The following is a 20,054-nucleotide window of genomic DNA, read 5'->3' as shown; positions in this document are numbered from 1 at the left end:
GCTATCGGCGACAATGCACGGATGAACATCCAGCTCAATGGCGAACCCCGCGCCCTGCCCGCTTCGGCAACCCTCCACGACCTGCTCGAGGCCGAACAGTTGCTGCAGCGCCGGGTGGCGGTCGAGGTCAACGGCGAGATCGTCAGCCGCAGCCGCCACGGCGAGCACGTCCTGGCCGAAGGCGACGTGGTGGAGATCGTGCACGCGTTGGGCGGGGGCTGAGACCTCCGGGTGGTGCCGGCCGCTGGCCGGCAATCCGACGCTGTCAGGCACCCTGCATGTGCCGGCCAGCGGCCGGCACTACCCTCGCCCTCCTGCGGACAGCACCGCCTTGCGTGATCCCATCTTCAGGCGGATAGGCGATAATCGCGCCATGAACGTTCATGTCTCCCCCGATTCGCTGGTGATCGCCGGCAAGACCTATGGCTCGCGGCTGCTGACCGGCACCGGCAAGTTCAAGGATCTGGAAGAAACCCGCCTGGCCACCGAGGCCGCGGGCGCCCAGATCGTCACCGTGGCGATCCGCCGCACCAACATCGGGCAGAACCCGGGTGAGCCGAACCTGCTCGACGTGCTGCCGCCGGAGCGCTACACCATCCTGCCCAACACCGCCGGCTGCTACACCGCCGAAGACGCCGTGCGCACCTGCCGCCTGGCCCGTGAGCTGCTGGACGGCCATAACCTGACCAAGCTGGAAGTGCTGGGCGACCAGAAGTCCCTGTACCCGGACGTGGTGCAGACCCTCAAGGCTGCCGAGCAGCTGGTCAAGGACGGCTTCGAGGTGATGGTCTACACCTCTGACGATCCGATCCTGGCCAAGCGCCTGGAAGAAATCGGGTGCGCCGCAGTGATGCCGCTGGCCGCGCCGATCGGTTCGGGCCTGGGCATCCAGAACAAGTACAACCTGCTGCAGATCATCGAAGACGCCAAGGTGCCGATCATCGTCGACGCCGGCGTCGGTACCGCGTCGGATGCCGCGATTGCGATGGAGCTGGGCTGCGACGGCGTGCTGATGAACACGGCCATTGCCGGTGCGCGCCACCCGGTGCTGATGGCCAGTGCCATGCGCAAGGCGGTCGAGGCCGGCCGCGAGGCCTTCCTGGCCGGGCGCATCCCGCGCAAGCGCTACGCCAGCGCCTCCTCCCCGGTGGATGGGCTGATCGGCTGATGACCAATCCTTTCGACAGCGCCGGTTCCAAGGCTCCGCCCAAGCCCTTCACCGTAAGCGAGGGCCGCCGCGAGGTGCGCAGCTTCGTGTTGCGCCAAGGCCGCTTCACCCCCGCCCAGCAGCGCGCGTTCGACGAGCGCTGGCCGCGCTTCGGCCTCGACTACACCGGCCAGCCGCGTGACCTGGACGCCACCTTCGGCCGCCCGGCACACAAGGTGCTGGAAATCGGCTTCGGCAACGGTGCCGCGCTGCGCTTCGCCGCCCAGCACGACCCGTCGCGCGATTACATCGGCATCGAAGTGCACGCCCCGGGCGTGGGCCGGCTGCTGAACGCGCTGGCCGACGACAACGCCGACCACGTGCGCCTGTACCACCACGACGCGGTGGAAGTGCTGCAGAACGAGATCGCCGATGGCGCGCTCGATGAAGTGCGCATCTACTTCCCGGACCCGTGGCACAAGAAGCGCCACAACAAGCGCCGCCTGCTGCAGCCGGCGTTCGCCGAACTGCTGGTGCGCAAGCTGCGCCCGGGCGGTCGCCTGCACTGTGCCACCGACTGGGAGGACTACGCCGAGCAGATGTGGGACGTGCTCGATGCCACCGCCGGCCTGGTCAACCGTGCCGGCCCGCGTGGCAGCGTGCCGCGCCCGGACTGGCGCCCGCAGACCCACTTCGAGACCCGCGGCCAGAAACTCGGCCATGGCGTCTGGGACCTGCTGTACGACCGCACCTGACGATCGCCTGAGGACGCCGCGCCCCACATGGATACCGCGCTGACGCTGACCAACGACATGAAGCTCGTGCTCGGGCTGGTCGGCTTCACGATGGCGATGTTCCTGTTCGAACGCATCCGCGCCGACGTGGTCGCGCTGGTGGTGCTGGTGGTGCTCGGTGTCACCGGGCTGATCGCGCCGGAGGAAATCTTCGGCGGCTTCTCCGGTAACGCGGTGATGAGCATCATCGCCACCACCATCCTCGGTGCCGGCCTGGACCGCACCGGGGCGCTGAACCGGCTGGCCGCGTGGCTGCTGCGACGCGGTCATGGCGTCGAGCAGCGGTTGCTGATGATGACCACCGCCATTGCCGGCCTGAACTCGTCCTTCATGCAGAACCCGTCGGTGATGGCGCTGTACCTGCCGGTGGCTTCGCGACTGGCAGCGCGCACCGGCCTGACCCTGCAGCGCCTGCTGCTGCCGATTTCGGCGGCGATCGTGATGGGCGGTGCGCTGACCATGGTCGGCAATTCACCGCTGATCCTGCTGAACGACCTGCTGGCCTCGGCCAACAACAACCTGCCCTCGGGCCTGGCCACCATCGAGCCGCTGCGCATGTTCGCGCCGCTGCCGATCGGCGTGGCGCTGCTGATCGCCTCGCTGCTGTATTTCCGCTACTACGGCGACCGCAAGCTGATCGAGGAAGAGAACCTGGCCAACGACGGGGTCACCCCGGCGCGCACCGAAAGCTACTTCGCCAAGACCTATGGCATTGAAGGCGATGTGTTCGAGCTGGTGGTCAGTGCCGAAAGCCCGCTGGTCGGCATGACCCTGGGCGAGGCCGAGAACCTGCACGATGCCCCGCTGCTGCTGGCCCTGAAAACCGGCAATGACACCCGCCTGGCGCCGCCGGCGGAGATGCGCATCTGGGTGGGCAGCGTGCTCGGCGCAATGGGTCCGCGCGAGCAGATCAACGACTTCGCGCAGAACCAGTTCCTGCGCATGTCTTCGCGCCTGAAGCACCTGGGTGACCTGTTCAACCCGAGCCGCGCCGGTATTTCCGAGGCGGTGGTACCGCCGACCTCGAACGTGATCGGCAAGAGCGCGGCCGACCTGCGCCTGCGCAAGGAGCGCGGCATCAGCCTGCTGGCGATCAACCGCGACAAGCAGGTGATCCGCGAGGACGCGCGCGACGTGCAGTTGCGTGCAGGCGACATGCTGGTCTTCCACAGCATCTGGACCGACCTGGCACAGGCGGCCAAGAGCCGCGACTTCGTGGTGGTGACCGACTACCCGACCGGCGAACAACGCCCGCACAAATTCAAGATCGCCATGGCGATCTTCGCGTTGACCATCCTGATCGCGCTGACCAGCAAGCTGCCGGTGGCGCTGACGCTGATGACCGGCGTGGCCGGCATGCTGCTGACCGGTGTTCTGCGCATGGACGAGGCCTATGCCTCGATCAACTGGAAGACGGTGTTCATGATGGCCGGGCTGATCCCGCTCGGCTGGGCGATGGACTCCAGTGGTGCGGCGGCGTGGGTGGCCGGCCATACCATCGACAAGCTGCCCACCGGCATCCCGGTGTGGGTGCTGGAGGTGGCGCTGGCGCTGCTGACCACGGCGTTCTCGCTGGTGATCAGCCATGTGGGCGCGACCATCGTGATGGTGCCGATCGCGGTGAACCTGGCACTGGCGGCGGGCGGCAACCCGACCGCGTTCGCGCTGATCGTGGCGCTGTCGGCGTCCAACAATCTGATGACGGCCTCCAACCCGGTGATCTCGATGATCACCGGCCCGGCTAACTACACCCCGCGCGAGATGTGGCGGGTCGGCGGCCCGCTGTCGCTGATCTACACCTGCGTGGTGGTGTTGATGATCAATCTGATGTTCTGAGGGGTGGGGTTTGTTGGCAGGGCTGCGCCCTGCACCCCGGTAGTGCCGGCCGCTGGCCGGCAACATCAACGGCAAAAGCGTGCATTCCGTGGGATGGCGGGGTGGGTCCGGTTGCGGGGGACGCTGCAAGTACGTCCATGTAAGCTCGATCGCCGCATCCATGCGGCTCACACCCCCGCAACCGGACCCACCTCGCCTTCGACAGTTTCACGAGGCTGGTGGTGGGTGCCGACCGTTGGTCGGCACCGATCTCGCTCTGGTAGCTGTCGACTTGGTCGACACCGTGGATCCACGCCATGCGTGGATGAATCTCTGGATACCCATTGATGTGGATACCCATTGATCCTGTGGGTGCGAACCTTGGTTCGCACACCGGTTGCCTCAAGCCAGGTAAACCTGCCCGTCGCGCACGTCTACCGGCACCACGCGCAGGCGGTCGCCCTTGCACGGGCCGGCGACGCAGTCGCCGCTGTCCAGCGCGAACGAGGCGCCATGCGCGGCGCAGACCAGGTGGCCTTCACGGCTCTTCAGGAACTGGCCCGGGGCCCAGTCCAGGCGGCGGCCGGCGTGCGGGCAGATGTTCAGGAACGCGCGCACCTGCGCACCGTCGCGGTACAGCACCAGCGATTCGGCATCGCCATCAACCACCGCTTCGACCTCGGCAAACGCGCCATCGGCAATGGCATCAAGGGCGATCAGGGCGGCAGGGGCAGTCATGGCGAAGGCTCGGACAGTAAACCCGCATTGTCGCACGCCCACTCAGGTGACTGGCTGCGACATGAACACAAGTCATTGATCCGTAATAAGCACAGGCTATATTTAACGAGTTTTTCACTCAATGACAGTGGCGCGTCCCGATACTCTGGTTTCGCTGATCCCAGCCTATCGAGCCGCCATGTTCAATCGCGCATCCGCCTTCAACCAGTTCCGCACCCTGTTCGCGCCGCGCAAGCCGCGCCATCCGTTGGTGCGCGTTGCCGTGGGCCTGCTTGGCCTGGCGATCCTGGCCGCGATGGTGTTCATCGGCGTGTTCGTCGGTGCAGCGATGATCCTGGTCGGCCTGGCGTGGAAGCTGCTGGCCTCGCGCAAGCCGGGCGTTGCTCGTCCGGTTGATCCGACCGTGGTCGAAGGCGAGTACCGCGTGGTGCGCAAGCCGGTGCTGCCGGCCTCGCGCTGATCCGGGTCTTCCGCGCCCGCTGACGGCGGGCGCCATGCGTTCTAGACTGCGGGCACGCCCTTCCTGGATGCCCGCATGTCCGATGTCCCCGATGTGATCCCTGCCGTAGCCCTGCCGCGTGTACCGGTGGTGGGTGGTGGCAGTTTCCCCGTGCACCGCATCTACTGCGTCGGCCGCAACTTCGCCGACCACGCCCGCGAAATGGGCGCGGCTGTGCCGGCGGCCGATGACCGTGGCCGCCCGATGTTCTTCAGCAAGCCGGCCGATGCGATCGTGGTCGGCCATGACGACGCCATCCCCTACCCGCCGGCGACCGCCAACCTGCACCACGAAGTGGAGCTGGTGGTGGCGATCGGCCGCGACGCGCCCGCAGGCGAGCTGGCCGTGGCCGACGCCGACGCGCTGGTCTACGGCTACGCCGTCGGCCTGGACCTGACCCGCCGCGACCTGCAGGCTGCGGCCAAGGACAAGGGCCACCCGTGGGATGCGGCCAAGGGCTTCGATGCCTCCGCGCCGATCAGCGAAATCGTCCACGCCGAAGAGGTCGGCGACCTGGCCGCGCTCAACCTGTCGCTGGAGGTCAACGGCGAGGTGCGCCAGCAGGCGCTGCTGGACCAGATGATCTGGAACGTGCCGGAGATCCTGCACGAGCTGTCCAAGCTGTGGCAGCTGCGTGCCGGCGACCTGGTGTTCATGGGCACCCCGTCAGGCGTGGCTGCACTGAAGCCCGGCGACCGCTTCAGCGCGCGCCTGGAAAATGTGGCCGAGCGCCACGGCGTGATCGCCGGCTGACATTACCTGCGCTACCCTGCGCGCTGTCCACTTCCCCACCGGAGAAAAACAACAATGGGAATGCTCACCGAGTTCAAGGAATTCGCGATGCGCGGCAACGTCATCGACCTCGCCGTCGGCGTGGTGATCGGCGCGGCCTTCGGCAAGATCGTGACGGCGCTGGTCGAGAAGATCATCATGCCGCCGCTGGGCTACCTGATCGGCCGCGTGGACTTCTCCAGCCTGGCCTGGACCCTGTCGCCGGCCCACCTGGGTCCGGATGGCAAGGAGATTCCGGCCGTGGTGGTTGGCTACGGCGACTTCATCAATACCATCATCCAGTTCGTGATCGTGGCCTTCGCCATCTTCATCGTGGTCAAGGCGATCAACCGCCTGTCGCGCAAGCAGGAGGCTGCACCGGCCGCACCGGCCGAGGAAGTGGTGCTGCTGCGCGAGATCCGCGACAGCCTGAAGAAATAAGGCGGCAGAACGGTAGTGCCGGCCGCTGGCCGGCAAGGCCAGCACATACGGAAGCCGGCCAGCGGCCGGCACTACCGCGACTGCGCGAAAGCCCCGCTCCGGCGGGGCTTTCGCTTTGCCGGACATGGCGGAAAACAGCGTTCGCGCCAGCCATGACCTCCCGCCCATGCGCCGGGCTGAACGACTGTTAAGCTCCAAGGCTTAGGTCCCTTCCCGGAGTTGTCCATGCGTCGCCGCGTCCTTGCCATCGCATCCTCCCTCGCCCTGCTGGCCGCCCCGGCCTTCGCGGCGCCGCATACCACCACCCTGCCCCCGGCGTCGCTGGCCACCGCCGCGCAGCTGCGCGACCAGGCGCTGGCCGATGACACCGGCTGGAAGGTGGTCGAATCGCTCACCACCGAAATCGGCCCGCGCATCGCCGGCAGCGAGGCCGACGCCCGCGCCGTGGCCTGGGCCGAAGCCAAGTTCAAGGCACTGGGCTTCGACAAGGTGTGGAAGGAACCGGTGACCTTCCCGAAGTGGGAGCGCCGCAGTGAACACGCTGCCGTGACCGGCAGGAACCCGCAGCCGCTGCAGATCACTGCGCTGGGCGGCAGCCCGGGCGGCACGGTGGAAGCGGAGGTGGTGCGCTTCGCCGATCTGGCCGCCCTGCAGGCGGCACCCGCCGGTTCGCTGAAGGGCAAGATCGCCTTCGTCGATTACCAGATGCTGCCGTTCCGCGATGGCCGCGACTACGGCCGCGGCGGTGCAATCCGCAGCAAGGGACCGTCAGAAGCGATCCGCAAGGGCGCGGTCGGCTTCCTGATGCGCTCGGCCGGCACCGACTCCCACCGCGTGCCGCACACCGGCATCACCCGTTTCGATGACGGCCTGACCCCGGTGCCGTCGGCCGCGCTGTCGGTGCCCGATGCCGACCAACTGGCCCGCCTGCTGGCGCGTGGCAGCACCACGGTGAAGGTGGCACTGGATTGCGGCTGGGACGGCACCGCCACCTCGTACAACGTGATCGGCGAGATCACCGGCCGCAGCCTGCCGAAGGAAGTGGTGGTGATCGGTGGTCACCTGGATTCGTGGGACCTGGGCACCGGCGCCGTGGATGACGGCGCGGGCGTGGGCATCACCATGGCCGCCGGCCACCTGATCGGCCAGCTCAAGCAGGCACCGAAGCGCACCATCCGCGTGATCGCCTTCGCCAACGAGGAACAGGGCCTCTACGGCGGCAAGGCCTATGCCGAGGCACACGCCAAGGACGTGGCCCTGCACCAGCTGGCCGCCGAGAGCGACTTCGGCGCAGGCCGCATCTACGCCTTCAATACCGGTTCACCGAATCCGGAAGGCTCACGTGAAGCGACGAAGCAGATTGCCGAAGTGATGAAGCCGCTGGGCATCGAGTACCAGGCCGACAAGGGTGGCCCGGGCCCGGACGTCGGCCCGCTGGCCGCCAAGGGCGGTGCGTGGGCGTGGCTGGCGCAGGACGGCTCGGACTACTTCCACCTGCACCACACCGCCGACGACACGCTGGACAAGATCGACCCGAAGGCGCTGGCGCAGAACGTGGCCGCGTATACGGTGTTCGCGTACCTGGCGGCGGAAGCCGATGGCAGTTTCGGCAGCGAAGCCAAGGCGACCACGCCGCCGAACGAATGATGCGGTAAGCGCCGGGCCATGCCCGGCGAGCGCAGCGGCAGGAGCGGTGCGAACCAAGGTTCGCACCCACCAAGGCGGGTCCTGACTCAGGAACCCGGCAGGGTCAGAGCCCTCGCCTGCGGCGAGGGATCCGACCCCGATCATGCGAGCCCGGATACGGGATCACCCGCGGCGACTTGCCCACTGCGCCAGCAGCACGGCCGTGGCCGAGGCCACGTTCAGGCTCTCCACTGCGCCACTGCCGGGAATCGAGACCCGCATGTCGCATTCGCTGGCCAGGCCGCGGTCCATGCCCTCGCCTTCGGCGCCCATCACGTACACCAGCCGCTCCGGCAGCGACGCACGGAACACGTCGTCGCCACCCTCAACGAGGGTCGCCGCCAGCCCGAAGCCGGCCGCACGCAGCTGCGCCATCGCCTCTGCAGTCTCCGGCAGCTGCACCAGCGGCACCGACTCCGCCCCGCCTTCGGCCACGCGTGCGGCAGCACCGGACAGCGCCAGCGTACTGCCGGCCGGCAGCAGCAGCGCCTTGACGCCGAAATGCGCGGCCGAGCGCAGGATCGCGCCGAAGTTGTGCGGGTTGCCGACACCATCCAGCCACAACGCCAGCACCGGGCCCTGCTCCAGATCGGCCAGCCACTGCGCCAGCGGCACGACCGGCGCACGCAGCACGTCGGCCACCAGGCCCTCGTGATGGGTCGTGGCAGCCAGCTTGTTGAGATCGCCTTCCTCGACGACGCGATAGCCCACGCGGTTGGCCACGCACCACTTCAGCACCGGCTGCATGCGCGGAATCAGCGCGTCCACCAGGTACAGCTTGCGCAGCGCCTGCGGGCGATTGGCGAACAGCGCCTGCACGGCGTTCCAGCCATACAGGCGCAGTTCGTCGTTGCCGCGCCCCGGCGGCGGCGGGGTGCCGCCCTCACGCGGTGGCAACGGGGTGGCCCGCGGCGGTCGCGACGACGGGCGGCGGGCATTCTTCCAGGGATCATTCACTACGGGACAACTCCAGCTTGCGTTGACGCCAGAAATCGGCGTTCTTGATGCCCAGGGCATCGGGGTCGAAGATTGGATCGAGGCCGAGCTTCTTCTGTCGTTCGTAATCACGCAGGGCGAGCATGGCCGGCTTCTGGATGATGAGGATGGCAATGATGTTCAGCCAGGCCATCAGGCCGACGCCGATGTCACCCAGCGCCCAGGCCAGGGTCGCATTATGGAACGCGCCGAACACCACCATGCCGATGATGCCCAGGCGCAGCACCAGCACGGTCAGCGGGCGCTTCCTGTTGTGGTTCACATAGCTGAGGTTGGTCTCGGCCATGTAGTAGTACGCCATGATGGTGGTGAAGGCGAAGAAGAAGATGGCGATGGACACGAACGCCGAACCCCAGCCCGGCAGCACGGCTTCCACGCCGGCCTGGGCGTAACCGGCGCCTTCGGGAATGCCGGCCAGGCCCTGGAAGATCGGCGGGGCGCTGGCACCTGCGGGCGAGTAGACGTTGTAGGTGCCGCTGGCCAGGATCAGGAAGGCGGTGGCGGTGCACACCATCATGGTGTCGAAGTAGATGGCGAAGGCCTGCACGTAGCCCTGCTTGGCCGGGTGCGAGACTTCCGAGGCGGCCGCTGCATGCGGGCCCGAACCCTGGCCGGCTTCGTTGGCGTAGATACCGCGCTTGATGCCCCACTCCACTGCCAGGCCCATCATCGCGCCGAACGCGGCGTGGGTGCCGAAGGCGCTGCTGAAGATGATGTTGAACATCTCCGGCACGCGGTCGTAGTTGATGATCATGATGACGATGGCGGTCAGGATGAAGGCCGCCGCCATGAACGGCACCACCACCTCGGCGAAGTTGGCGATGCGCTTGACGCCACCGAAGATCACCACGCCCAGCAGCAACGCGACCACGATGCCGATGCCCAGCTTCAGCGCCTGCACCGATTCCATGCCGAAGGCCTGGCCATCGAGCGGACCGCACAGCGCAGTGCCGCGGCAGGCGTTGATGATGCTGTCGGCGATGGCGTTGGCCTGCACACCGGGCATCAGGAAACCGGCGGCGATGATCGTGGCGATGGCGAAGGCCAGCGCGTACCACTTCAGGCCCATGGCCTTTTCGATGTAGTACGCCGGGCCACCGCGGTAACGGCCTTCGGCGTCCTTGGTCTTGTAGATCTGCGCCAGGGTGCATTCCACGTACGAGGTGGACGCGCCGAGGAAGCCCATCACCCACATCCAGAAGATGGCGCCGGGGCCGCCGAAGGCGATGGCGGTGGCCACGCCGGCGATGTTGCCGATGCCCATGCGGCCGGCCATCGACATGGCCAGGGCCTGGAACGAGGACACGCCGGCGTCGGATTTCTCACCCCTGACGGTGAGGCGGCACATCTCGACGAAGCCGCGGATCTGCATGAAGCGCGTGCGCAGGCTGAAGAACAGGCCGGCGCCCAGGCACACGAAGATCAGTGCCTTGCTCCAGATGATGCTGTTGATGAAATGTACGGTTGCTTCCACGCGCGCTCTCTCCAGTCGGCGGGTTGTAAGGACGTCCCGTCGGCTGGAAGGGACCGGTCGATTCTCCCTGATCGAAGGCCGCTGCGGTAGCGCCGGATCAATGGGGGCTGCGGGATGGGTGGGTGGGATGGCTGCGCTGACGCCATGATGCCCGGTAGAGTCGACTGTTGGTCCACTGCCGTTGGCCCTGGTCGCAGAAGAGCCCGCGCTGCGCGCGATAGTCGACTGACAGTCGACTCTACCCCTCCCCTTCCCCGGCTGCTCAGGGCAGCTGGGTGCGCACCCGGGCGAAGCGGCGCAGGTCGTGCAGGACGCCGCGCTTGTAGACCGCACAGCGCTCCACGCCCTCTTCCTGGAAGCCGTTCTTCTCCAGTACACGGGCCGAGCCGAGGTTGAAGTCGACCACGGTGGCCTGCAGCCTGAACAGGCGTAGTTCGTCCATCACCCACGGTGCGAACAGGCCAACCACGCGGGTCATCACGCCTTGGCCCCAGTAGGCCTGGCCGAGCCAGTAACCCAGTTCGGCGGTATGCCCACGCTCGGCCACGCCCTGCTGGGCACCGACGCTGCCGCAGGCCTGGCCGTCGATCTCGATGGCCAGGTTCAGGGTTCCGGGGGCCAGCACGCGGCCGGCGAGGAAGGCCTCGCCATCCTCGCGCGTGTACGGGTACGGGAAGCGATCACGCAGGCCGCGCGACACCTCGGCGTCGTTGGCGTGGCGCAGCAGGGATTCCAGATCATCCGGGCGCCAGGGGCGCAGGCGGAAACCTTCTCCCTGTAGTGGCGGGGTCAGAGCCCTTTCCGTTCCGGAAAGGGATCCGACCCCTGGTCCGACCCCGTCGGCCTGCCGGTCAGGCATGCCCGCCCACCGAGGGCGATTCGGCTTCCTGCTTCTCCAGCTCGCGCTTCACCGCTTCCGGCGAGCGGGTGTACGGGGCCAGCCGCGCGTAGAACGCCGGCACCACGAACAGCGACAGGAACGTCGAAAGAGTCACGCCGAAGATGATCACGATGCCGATCGTGCCACGGCTGGCCGAGCCGGGGCCACCGGCCACCACCAGTGGAATCGCGCCGACCACGGTGGCGATCGAGGTCATCAGGATCGGGCGCAGGCGCACCATCGCCGATTCGATGATCGCCTCGCGCACGGTTCTTCCGTCGTCGCGCAGCTGGTTGGCGAATTCGACGATGAGGATGCCGTTCTTCGCTGCCAGGCCGACCAGCATGACGATGCCGATCTGGCTGAACAGGTTCACCGTGCCGCCGCTCACCCATAACCCGACCAAGGCACCGAGCACGCCCAGCGGCACGGTCAGCATGATGGTGAGCGGGTGGATGAAGCTCTCGAACTGCGCGGCCAGCACCAGGTAAACCACCAGCAGGGCCATGGCGAAGGTCAGCAGCACCGCGCCACCCGCACTCTGGTACTCGCGCGATTCGCCCTTCCAGTTCACCTGCGCGTACTGCGGCAGTTCCTCGCGGGCCACGTTCTGCGCCCAGGCGATGGCCTCGCCCAGCGGATAGCCCGGTGCCAGGCCGGCGGTGATGGTGATCGAGCGCAGGCGGTTGAAGCGGTTCAGCGTGCCCGCCTCGGCCACTTCGCTGAGCGTGACCAGGTTGGACAGCGGCACCAGTTCGCCGGAGGTGGCACGCACACGGATCGCGGCCAGATCGGCCGGGCTGGCACGGCCATCGCGACCGGCCTGCACCAGCACGTCGTACTCCTCGCCGTTGTCGACGAAGGTGGTGACGCGGCGCGAGCCCATCATGGTTTCCAGTGCCGAACCGATCGCGGTGACCGGCACGCCGAGATCCGCCGCACGCTGGCGGTCGATGTTCACCCGCATCTGCGGCCGGGTTTCCTTGTAGTCCGAATCCGGGCCGACCAGGCCCGGATTGTCGGCCATGCGCAGCAGGATGCGGTCACGCCACTGCGCGATCTCGGCGTATTCCGGGCCGCCCAGCACGATCTGGAATGGCTGGCCACCACTGCGCACCAGCCCGCCGCCCACCTGCGTACGCACGCGCACGCCGCGGATGGTGTCCAGCTCCTTCTGCAGTGCGTTGGCCACGTCCGGCGTGGCCTCGCTGCGCTGGCGCCACGGCTGCAGGAAGATGCTGACGCGGCCGGTGTGCATTTCCTCGCTGGCACCGAAGCCGCCGGGCACGCGGGGGTTGGCACGCACGATCGGCTTGTCGGCGCCCACGTGCGGGGCCAGCAGCGCTTCCACCTGCTGTACCTGCTGCACGGTGTAGTCGTAGCCGGCGCCTTCCGGGCCGTCGATCATGATCTGGAACGAACCGCGGTCTTCGGCCGGCGCCAGCTCCGACGGCAGCAGTTTCAGCAGGCCCCAGCTGGCGGCCAGCGCGGCCACCATCACCAGCAGGTAGATCCAGGTGCGGTCCACGTGATGGTCGAGCACGCGACCATAGCCGGAGGCCAGGCGCTCCAGGTTGCGGTTGACGAAGCCATGCAGGCCGCGCGGTGCCTGCCCGCTGTGCGGCTTGAGCAGTTTGGAGGCCATCATCGGCGTCAGCGTCAGCGCCACGAACGCGGACAACGCAACCGCCGCCGCCAGCGCCACCGCCAGTTCGCGGAACAGGCGGCCGGTATTGCCTTCCAGGAAACCGACCGGCAGGAACACCGCCACCAGCACCGCGGTGGTGGCGATCACCGCGAAGGCGACCTGCGTGGTACCGCGCTTGGAGGCCACCAGCGGGGGCTCGCCCAGGTCGATGCGGCGCTGCACGTTTTCCACCACCACGATCGCATCGTCCACCACCAGGCCGATGCACAGCACTAGGGCCAGCAGGGTCAGCAGGTTGATCGAGAAATCGAACGCATACAGCGCGATGAACGCCGCGACCAGGCAGACCGGCACCGTTACCGCCGGGATCAACGCGGCGCGGAAACTGCCGAGGAACAGCCAGATCACCGCCAGCACCAGGATCATCGCTTCCACCAGCGTGGCATAGACGCGGTCAACTGCGGCTTCGATGAAGGTGGTGTTGTCGAAGGCGACGAAGATCTGCGTGCCCTTGGGCAGGGTCAGTGCCACCCGCTCGGCTTCAGCGCGCGCGGTGCGCGCCACGTCCAGCGAGTTGGCGGTGGAGGTCTTGACGATGCCCAGGCCGATGCCCGGCTCGCCGTTGCTGCGGTAGTACGCGCGACGCTCGGCCGAAGCCAGTTCGATCTTCGCCACGTCGCCCATGCGCACCACGTAGCCGTCGCGGCCCTTGCCCAGCGGGATGGTCGCAAAGTCTTCCGGCTTGATGTAGTTGCGCTCCACGCGCAGGGTGAAGTCACGGTCGGTCGACTCGATGCGGCCGGCCGGCAATTCCACGTTCTCGTTGCGCAGTGCGGTTTCCACATCGCCAGTGGTCAGCCCGCGCGCGGCCAGCTGGTCACGGTCCAGCCAGATGCGCATCGCATAGCGCTGGCGGCCACCGATGCGGACCTGGGCCACGCCATCGAGGCTGGAGAAACGATCGACCACGTAGCGGTCGGCGTAGTCGCTCAGCTCCAGCGTGTCCATGGTCGAGGACACCATGTTGAACCAGATGATCGGGTCGGCATCGCTCTCGACCTTGGCGATTTCCGGCGGACGCGCTTCTTCGGGCATGCGGTCGGCGACGCGGCTGACCGCATCGCGCACGTCATTGGCCGCCGCTTCGATATCGCGGTTGGAGGTGAACTCGATGCTGACCTGCGAGCGGCCGTTGGTGCTGCGCGCATTGATCGTATCGATGCCTTCGATGCCGGCCAGCGCATCTTCCAGCACCTGGGTGATGCGGCTTTCGATGACCGCCGCCGAGGCGCCGGTGTAGTCCACCGACACCGACACGATCGGCGGATCGATGGCGGGCAGTTCGCGCAGGGTCAGGCGGGTGAAGGACATCACGCCCAGCACCAGCAGCAACAGGCTCATCACCACGGCGAACACCGGCCGCTGGATGGAGATGTCGGACAGCTTCATCCGCCGTGGCCCTCGGCCGCGACCGGCACCGGTGCATCCGCCGGCTTGGCACCGCTGGCCGGCGCCGCATCCTTGGCCGCGACCTTCAGGCCCGGGCGCAGCTTGCCGGTGCCATCGACCACGATGCGCTGGCCGGCTTCCAGGCCCTGCTTGATCTCAACCACGCCGGCGCGGCGCGCACCGGTCACCACGTCCACGCGCTCGACGCTGTCGTCGCTCTTGATGCGGTACACGAACGTGTCGCGGCCCACCTGCACCACGGCGATTTCCGGCACCACCAGCGCCGGGCGCTCGGGGCGGAACAGGCGCACGTCCAGCAGCATGCCCGGGCGCAGCGCATGGTCGCTGTTGGCGAAATCGCCGCGCACGGTCACCGCACGGGTCGCCGGGTCGATGCGTGCGTCGATGGTACTGACCACGCCCTCGAAGGTGCGGCCCGGCCACGCCACGCTGGTGGCGCTGACCTTGTCACCGACGCCCAGGGCGGCCAGTTCCACTTCCGGCACCTGGAAATCGATGTGCATGTGCTCGATGTCGTCGAGCGTGGCGATGACCGTGGTCGGGGTCACCAGCGAGCCCGGGCTGACCTGGCGGATGCCGAGCACGCCGGCGAACGGTGCGCGCACACGGCGATCACCGATGTCGGCCTGCATCTGCATCACGCGCGCCTCGGCGGCATCACGGATCGACTTCTGCGTATCCAGCGTGGCGCTGGACACCAGCCGCTGGGAGGCCAGCTCGCGCTGGCGCTTGTACAACTGGTCGGCCTCGTGGAAGGTGGCCTGCGCCTGCACCAGCGCCGCTTCCTGGGCCTGTCCGCGCAGCGTCACGATCGGTGCGCCGGCGGCGATGTGCTGGCCGCTTTCGAAATGCACCTTCTCGACGATTTCGCTGACCTTGGCGGTGACGCTGATCGACTCGCGCGCCTTGGCCGTGCCCAGCGCCTGCAGGGTGTCGTTCCACTGCGTGGGCTGCACCACCTGCGCCGTGACCGGCACTGCTTCGCCCTGCCGACGCGCGGCGGCCTCCTGTTTGCCTGCGCACCCGGCCAACACGGCCAGGCTGAGGCCAAGGGCCAGGGTCGAAGCGATACGAGCCAACATGAATGGTCCTGATTGATCCACGGCCGCCGAGTGTAGGCAAGGCCCCGCAAAAGCGGTATGTGCCAAGCGTTTACCATCGTGGAACCGAAGCCGTGATAGCGCCTTGAACCCGTTCCGTGCAAGGCTGCCCTTGGCGGTGTCGGCGTGTGTCGGGTTGTATCCAGCCGTGCACCACGGGCGTTGCCATCGTAGAGTCGAAGCTGCCCGACAGAGGGCGTCGGGCGGGGACGGATCCTGGCGGGGATCCGGCCCCGGTTTTTTTTCACCCGGCGGATCAGTACCGGTAGTTCACCTTCATCCACAGGCTGCGCCCGGGCTCGTTGATGCGCACCGGGTCGGCCGGGAAGCCGAAGTCGGCACTGCCGGCCAGGTTCAGGTGCTCGCTGTAGGCGCGGTCGAACAGGTTGTCGACGCCCGCGCTGAGCTGCAGCTGCGAACTGAAACGGTACGCGGCGTTGAGCGCGAACGTGGCGAAACCTGCACTCGGCCCGAGGTCCTGTGCGACCACGTTGCCCTGGCCCTCGGCCACGCGGTGCTGGTGGGTCACCGCACGCAGCAGTGCCCCGGCACTCCAGCGCTGGCCTTCCCAGTTCGCGCTCAGGCGTGCTTCCAGTGGTGGCATCTGCGGCAGCGGACGCTGCTGGTCGCGGTTCTCGCCCCAGGCATAGGCCAGCGTGCCGCCCAGCTTCCACTGCCCGGCCAGGCTCACTTCCAGGCCCGCCTCGGCACCGGCGATGCGCGCGTCGACATTGCCGGCCTGGCTCATGCCCATCATGCCGCTGCCCTGGTACGTGAACAGGATGTAGTCCTGGATCTGCCCGGCGTACGCCGAAACCCACGCCTGCACGCGCGGTCCCTTGTACTGCAGGCCGACGTCGAGCTGGGTGGTGCGTTCGGGCTGCACGCCGGTGAACGCGTTCACTGCGCCGGCCGGGCCATGGTTGGGCGAGAACAGCTCCCAGTAGTCGGGCATGCGTTCACTGTGGCCGAGCCCGGCGTACCAGGTCAGGCCGTCGGCCAGGTCCTGCTCGTAGCGCAGGAAGCCACTGCCGAGCCATTCCTTGCGACGCTGGCCCGCAGTCGGATTGGGCATGTCGCCCATCATTCCGCGGAGCGACTGCCGCTCGTCGCGCACGCTGGCGCGATCGATGCGCAGGCCGCTGATCCAGCGCTGATCGGTGCCGGCGCCCAGGGTCAACTCGGTGAACACGCCGTAGCGGCGGAACTTGGCATCGGTCTCCCAGGCGGCCTGGCGGTAGGTGTCGCGGCCCATGCCCATGCGGCCACGATGGCGGCTGTCTTCGCCGTCCACACCCGCCACCAGTTGCACGTCCTGCCAGCGCCAATCGGAACTGACCCGGCCGCCCTGGGTACGGCGATCCACGTTCGACGCCATCGGCATCGGCATCATGCTGTGCGGGTTCGGCGTGCGCAGCGTGTAGTTGTCCATCACATGGTCGGCCTCGTTGTAGTACACGTTGGTCTGCAACGTGTCCCACGCACCGGGCAGATTGCGCTTCTCGAAGCGCGCGGCATAGCTGGTGCGTTCGAACGCGGCACCGTCCATGCCGCGCCCGGCGTAACGCGCGATGGCATCGCCGGCACCGGCGGAAATCTCCAGCAGCGTGTCGGCATCCGGCGTCCAGCCGATGGCCACGTCACCGTTCCACTTGCGCCACTTCGACGGCACCACGTCACCGTGGCCATCCTTGTAGTCATCGGCCTCGGAGCGGTTGCCGCTGGCGCGTACATAGCCGGTCGGATTGCCCAGGGTCAGGTCCAGCACCTGGTCATTGCGGTTGCGCGAACCGACCAGCGCACTGGCATCGGCACGCAGGCCGGGTTCATCGAAGCGCGGCGTGTCGCGCTCGAAGCGCACGGTACCGGCCGAGGCACCTGCGCCCCAGCGCACGCTCTGCGGGCCCTTGATGATGGTCAACCGGTCGAAGCTTTCCGGCGCGATGTAGGAGAGCGGATTGTCCATGCGCGACGGGCAGGCACCGATCAGGTTGCCGTCGTTGCTGAGGATGTTCAGGCGCGAACCGAACATGCCGCGCAGCACCGGGTCGCCGTTGGTGCCGCCATTGCGGATGGCAGAGAAGCCGGGAACGGTTTTCAGGTAATCGGCACCATCACTGGCCGGCACCGGCTGCCGCGGCAGGCGCGGATCGGTCACCCAGTGCAGCGGCGAGGACGGTGCGGCGGCGGTGACCACCATCGTGTCGAGGGTGCGCGCCTCGTCGGCGGGCGCAGCGTGGGCCAGTGACGCGGCCACGGCCAGGCCAAGGGCAACCGGCAGGCGCGCGCAGGCGCCCGCGGGGCGGGAAGTCATTTTCATCGGAACAGCTCCAAGGTACGCACGCGCGCACGGCGCCCGGTCAGGCGTCGTGCGGCAGATTCACGGGGATATCAGCGGACGATGGAGACGCGCGGTGGCCCACGTGCGGCATGTGCGGGCCAGTGCGGTACGGGCAGCACCTGTTGCGACCACGGGAACACCAGGCGCGGCCGCCACAGCAACGGCAACAGCAGCACCAGCACCGCCAACCATGGCAGCAGGCGCATGGCCAGTACACAGTATTCGCAGGCCTCGCCATGCATGGCGTGGGGATCGGCCGGGCGGTCAGGCGCTGCCGGCGCGGCGCCGTGCTGATCGTGCCCGGCCATGGCCATGTCATGCATGTCGTGACCCATGGCGGCGTGGTCCATGCCCGCCATTGCGGTGTGGTCCATCGGCGGCACCTGCAGCGCGCGGCTGACCAGCGGCGCAAGCACCATCAGCAGCGTCGCCAGGACGGCGAGCTGGAGCAGAAGACGCTGCGGGCGGGACAGGCGGGTCACCCCGCTAGTGTAGAGGCGGGTCCAGGGTTACCCGTGCGACGAACCGTCGCAGGAGGGGGTTTATCGGCAGGGCTGCGCCCTGCACCCGCTGCGAGCTGGAGCAACAGCAACAGCAACAGCCGAAGCAAAAGCGGGCTTCCTGTGGGTAGGCGGGGTGGGTCCGGTTGCGGGAGACGCTGCAAGTACGTCCATGTAAGCTCGGTCGCCGCATCCATGCGGCTCACGCCCCCGCAACCGGACCCACCCCGCCTTCGACAGATTCTCGCGATCTGCTGTAGATCCACGCCATGCGTGGATGAATCTCAATCGGAATCGAATATTTCGAACTGGAATCGAAAAGCATCCACGCATGGCGTGGATCTATCGTGTCGACCAAGGTCGACACCTACCAACAGCCGCCGGAATCTGTCAGAGGTGGGGCGGTGTCGGAGTGCGGGGTGTCAGCCGCATGGATGCGGCTGCCAAGCTTACAGGGACGTACTTGCAGCGTCCCCGCACTCCGACACCGCCCCGCCAACCCACGGAATGCCGCTTCTGCTGTTGCTGTTGCCTTTGTCCGCAGCAGGTGCAGGGCTGCAAGCCCTGCTCGACCAACCCCTCACACCGTGATGGTCTGGGTCAGTGACTCCCACGTCGGGGGCACCGGCCACGCGGCGGCCTGGTTGCCATCCAGCACCCTGCGCAGATCGCGCGGATCAATCTGCGGTGCCAGCACGTGCACCAGCTCCAGCGCGTAATCGCGCAGCACCCGGTCGCGCGGCAACACCGCCCAGGCAATGCACTCGCTGATCGGGTCCGGCGCCGGCCACGAGCGCAGGTCTTCGTCGCTGGAACTGACCGCCATCTCGGCCAGCAGGCCTACGCCCAGACCGGTACGCACATAGGTCTTGATCAGGTCCGCATCGAGCGCGGTCAGCGCCAGGTCCGGCGCCAGGCCGTTTGCAGCGAAGGCGCGCTGCAACGAGGAATTCGGGCGGGTCGAGGATTCGTAGCTGATCAGCGGCTGCCGGGCCAACGCGGCCAGGTCCGGCGCGCGGCCGGCGCGGTCCAGCGGGTGCCCCTTGGGTACCACCACCAGGCGTCGCCAGCGGAACAGCGGCACCGCGATGCCATCGGTGGGCTCACTGCCGGCGGTGCTGATGATCGCGATATCCGCGTCACCCTGATTCAAGCGGTCCAGCGCGTCGGTTTCACCGGCCTGCTGCAGGTGCACGCTCACCTGGGGATAGGCCTGCTTGATCGCTGCCACCGCCGGCGGCAGGACGAAGCGCGCCTGCGTGTGGGTGGTGGTCAGGATCAGCTGGCCCTGGCTCTCGCGGCGCTGGTTGGCCGCGTAGGTGCGGATGTTGTTGGCCTCGGCCAGCACCGCGCGGGCGCGGGCGATGACCTCGGTGCCGGCCGGGGTGACCGACTCCAGGCTGCGGCCCTTGCGCACGAACAACAAGAAGCCGAGCTCGTCTTCCAGCTGCTTGAGCTGCTTGGACAGGCCGGGCTGGGTGGCGTGCACGCGCGAGGCGGCCAGCGTGATGTTCAGCTCGGCGTCGGCGATGGCGACCAGGTAGCGCAGCTGGGTCAGCGTCATGGGAGGCGGGCGGCGTGGGGCGGAGGTCCACTCTAGGGTCAATTGCCGTCACCAGCTTATAACCAAAGGTTGTTTAAGAAAGGTATCTGGTCATTTCCGGGCGTCATATGCCGGCGCTACGGTCAGCCGGCAGCCGCTGGCCTGAACAGCCAGCCCTCCCCTTCTGCCCGCCGGCGTCCGGCGCGGCCCT

17 protein-coding genes are annotated in these 20,054 nt (G+C 67.7%); 8 read left to right on the top strand and 9 right to left on the bottom strand.

Annotation, left to right across the window (positions count from 1 at the left end):
• The first annotated feature begins 21 nt into the window (after window positions 1-21).
• The 4 genes from thiS to JLDANKMP_RS17485 all read left to right on the top strand — a co-directional run bounded on the left by thiS (window position 22) and on the right by JLDANKMP_RS17485 (window position 3,777).
• Window positions 22-222: a sulfur carrier protein ThiS gene (gene thiS / locus JLDANKMP_RS17500; protein WP_005410812.1), complete on the top strand. Its 201-nt coding sequence runs from the start codon at window positions 22-24 to the stop codon at window positions 220-222.
• A gap of 151 nt (window positions 223-373) precedes the next feature.
• Window positions 374-1,168: a thiazole synthase gene (locus tag JLDANKMP_RS17495; protein ID WP_005410813.1), complete on the top strand. Its 795-nt coding sequence runs from the start codon at window positions 374-376 to the stop codon at window positions 1,166-1,168.
• A complete protein-coding gene (trmB, locus tag JLDANKMP_RS17490) occupies window positions 1,168-1,902 on the top strand; it encodes a tRNA (guanosine(46)-N7)-methyltransferase TrmB (protein ID WP_005410814.1) in 735 nt (244 codons plus the stop codon). The genes JLDANKMP_RS17495 and trmB overlap by 1 nt, the downstream gene beginning before the upstream one ends.
• 27 nt (window positions 1,903-1,929) lie before the next feature.
• A complete protein-coding gene (locus tag JLDANKMP_RS17485) occupies window positions 1,930-3,777 on the top strand; it encodes an SLC13 family permease (RefSeq protein WP_005414317.1) in 1,848 nt (615 codons plus the stop codon).
• Between the two features lie 381 nt (window positions 3,778-4,158).
• Here the strand turns inward: JLDANKMP_RS17485 and JLDANKMP_RS17480 are convergent, their stop codons facing one another.
• Window positions 4,159-4,494: a Rieske (2Fe-2S) protein gene (locus JLDANKMP_RS17480; RefSeq protein WP_212561741.1), complete on the bottom strand. Its 336-nt coding sequence runs from the start codon at window positions 4,492-4,494 to the stop codon at window positions 4,159-4,161.
• 178 nt (window positions 4,495-4,672) lie between these two features.
• Between JLDANKMP_RS17480 and JLDANKMP_RS17475 the strand changes: the two genes are divergently transcribed.
• From JLDANKMP_RS17475 to JLDANKMP_RS17460, 4 genes are all read left to right on the top strand, one after another.
• Window positions 4,673-4,954, top strand: coding sequence for a hypothetical protein (locus JLDANKMP_RS17475; protein ID WP_005410817.1), 282 nt, complete (start codon window positions 4,673-4,675; stop codon window positions 4,952-4,954).
• Window positions 4,955-5,029: 75 nt separating this feature from the next.
• Complete coding sequence (locus JLDANKMP_RS17470) at window positions 5,030-5,746, top strand: fumarylacetoacetate hydrolase family protein (RefSeq protein ID WP_212561740.1); 717 nt, start codon at window positions 5,030-5,032, stop codon at window positions 5,744-5,746.
• Window positions 5,747-5,800: 54 nt separating this feature from the next.
• Window positions 5,801-6,205, top strand: coding sequence for a large-conductance mechanosensitive channel protein MscL (gene mscL / locus JLDANKMP_RS17465; RefSeq protein ID WP_014038282.1), 405 nt, complete (start codon window positions 5,801-5,803; stop codon window positions 6,203-6,205).
• Between the two features lie 225 nt (window positions 6,206-6,430).
• A complete protein-coding gene (locus tag JLDANKMP_RS17460; protein ID WP_012481115.1) occupies window positions 6,431-7,852 on the top strand; it encodes a M28 family peptidase in 1,422 nt (473 codons plus the stop codon).
• A gap of 162 nt (window positions 7,853-8,014) precedes the next feature.
• Here JLDANKMP_RS17460 and JLDANKMP_RS17455 read toward each other — a convergent pair whose 3' ends face one another.
• From JLDANKMP_RS17455 to JLDANKMP_RS17420, 8 genes are all read right to left on the bottom strand, one after another.
• Window positions 8,015-8,848 (bottom strand): TrmH family RNA methyltransferase, encoded by an 834-nt coding sequence (locus tag JLDANKMP_RS17455; protein WP_212561739.1) that lies wholly within the window; start codon window positions 8,846-8,848, stop codon window positions 8,015-8,017.
• Window positions 8,841-10,361: an alanine/glycine:cation symporter family protein gene (locus JLDANKMP_RS17450; protein WP_212561738.1), complete on the bottom strand. Its 1,521-nt coding sequence runs from the start codon at window positions 10,359-10,361 to the stop codon at window positions 8,841-8,843. Before JLDANKMP_RS17450 ends, JLDANKMP_RS17455 begins: the two co-directional genes overlap by 8 nt.
• A 262-nt stretch (window positions 10,362-10,623) precedes the next feature.
• Window positions 10,624-11,220 (bottom strand): GNAT family protein, encoded by a 597-nt coding sequence (locus tag JLDANKMP_RS17445; protein WP_212561737.1) that lies wholly within the window; start codon window positions 11,218-11,220, stop codon window positions 10,624-10,626.
• Complete coding sequence (locus JLDANKMP_RS17440) at window positions 11,213-14,338, bottom strand: efflux RND transporter permease subunit (protein ID WP_212561736.1); 3,126 nt, start codon at window positions 14,336-14,338, stop codon at window positions 11,213-11,215. The genes JLDANKMP_RS17445 and JLDANKMP_RS17440 overlap by 8 nt, the downstream gene beginning before the upstream one ends.
• Complete coding sequence (locus JLDANKMP_RS17435) at window positions 14,335-15,441, bottom strand: efflux RND transporter periplasmic adaptor subunit (RefSeq protein WP_005414323.1); 1,107 nt, start codon at window positions 15,439-15,441, stop codon at window positions 14,335-14,337. The genes JLDANKMP_RS17440 and JLDANKMP_RS17435 overlap by 4 nt, the downstream gene beginning before the upstream one ends.
• A gap of 274 nt (window positions 15,442-15,715) precedes the next feature.
• On the bottom strand, window positions 15,716-17,779 hold the full coding sequence (locus JLDANKMP_RS17430) for a TonB-dependent copper receptor (RefSeq protein WP_212561735.1): 2,064 nt from the start codon (window positions 17,777-17,779) through the stop codon (window positions 15,716-15,718).
• Window positions 17,780-17,850: 71 nt separating this feature from the next.
• On the bottom strand, window positions 17,851-18,282 hold the full coding sequence (locus JLDANKMP_RS17425) for a DUF2946 domain-containing protein (RefSeq protein WP_212561734.1): 432 nt from the start codon (window positions 18,280-18,282) through the stop codon (window positions 17,851-17,853).
• Between the two features lie 598 nt (window positions 18,283-18,880).
• Complete coding sequence (locus JLDANKMP_RS17420) at window positions 18,881-19,864, bottom strand: LysR family transcriptional regulator (protein ID WP_005410828.1); 984 nt, start codon at window positions 19,862-19,864, stop codon at window positions 18,881-18,883.
• Window positions 19,865-20,054 lie beyond the last annotated feature (190 nt).

Origin of the sequence: Stenotrophomonas sp. PE591, assembly GCF_018320795.1 — a bacterium.
GTDB lineage: Bacteria > Pseudomonadota > Gammaproteobacteria > Xanthomonadales > Xanthomonadaceae > Stenotrophomonas > Stenotrophomonas maltophilia.
Note: the sequence above shows the minus strand (reverse complement) of the source record. Positions and strands in the feature narration are given on the sequence as shown.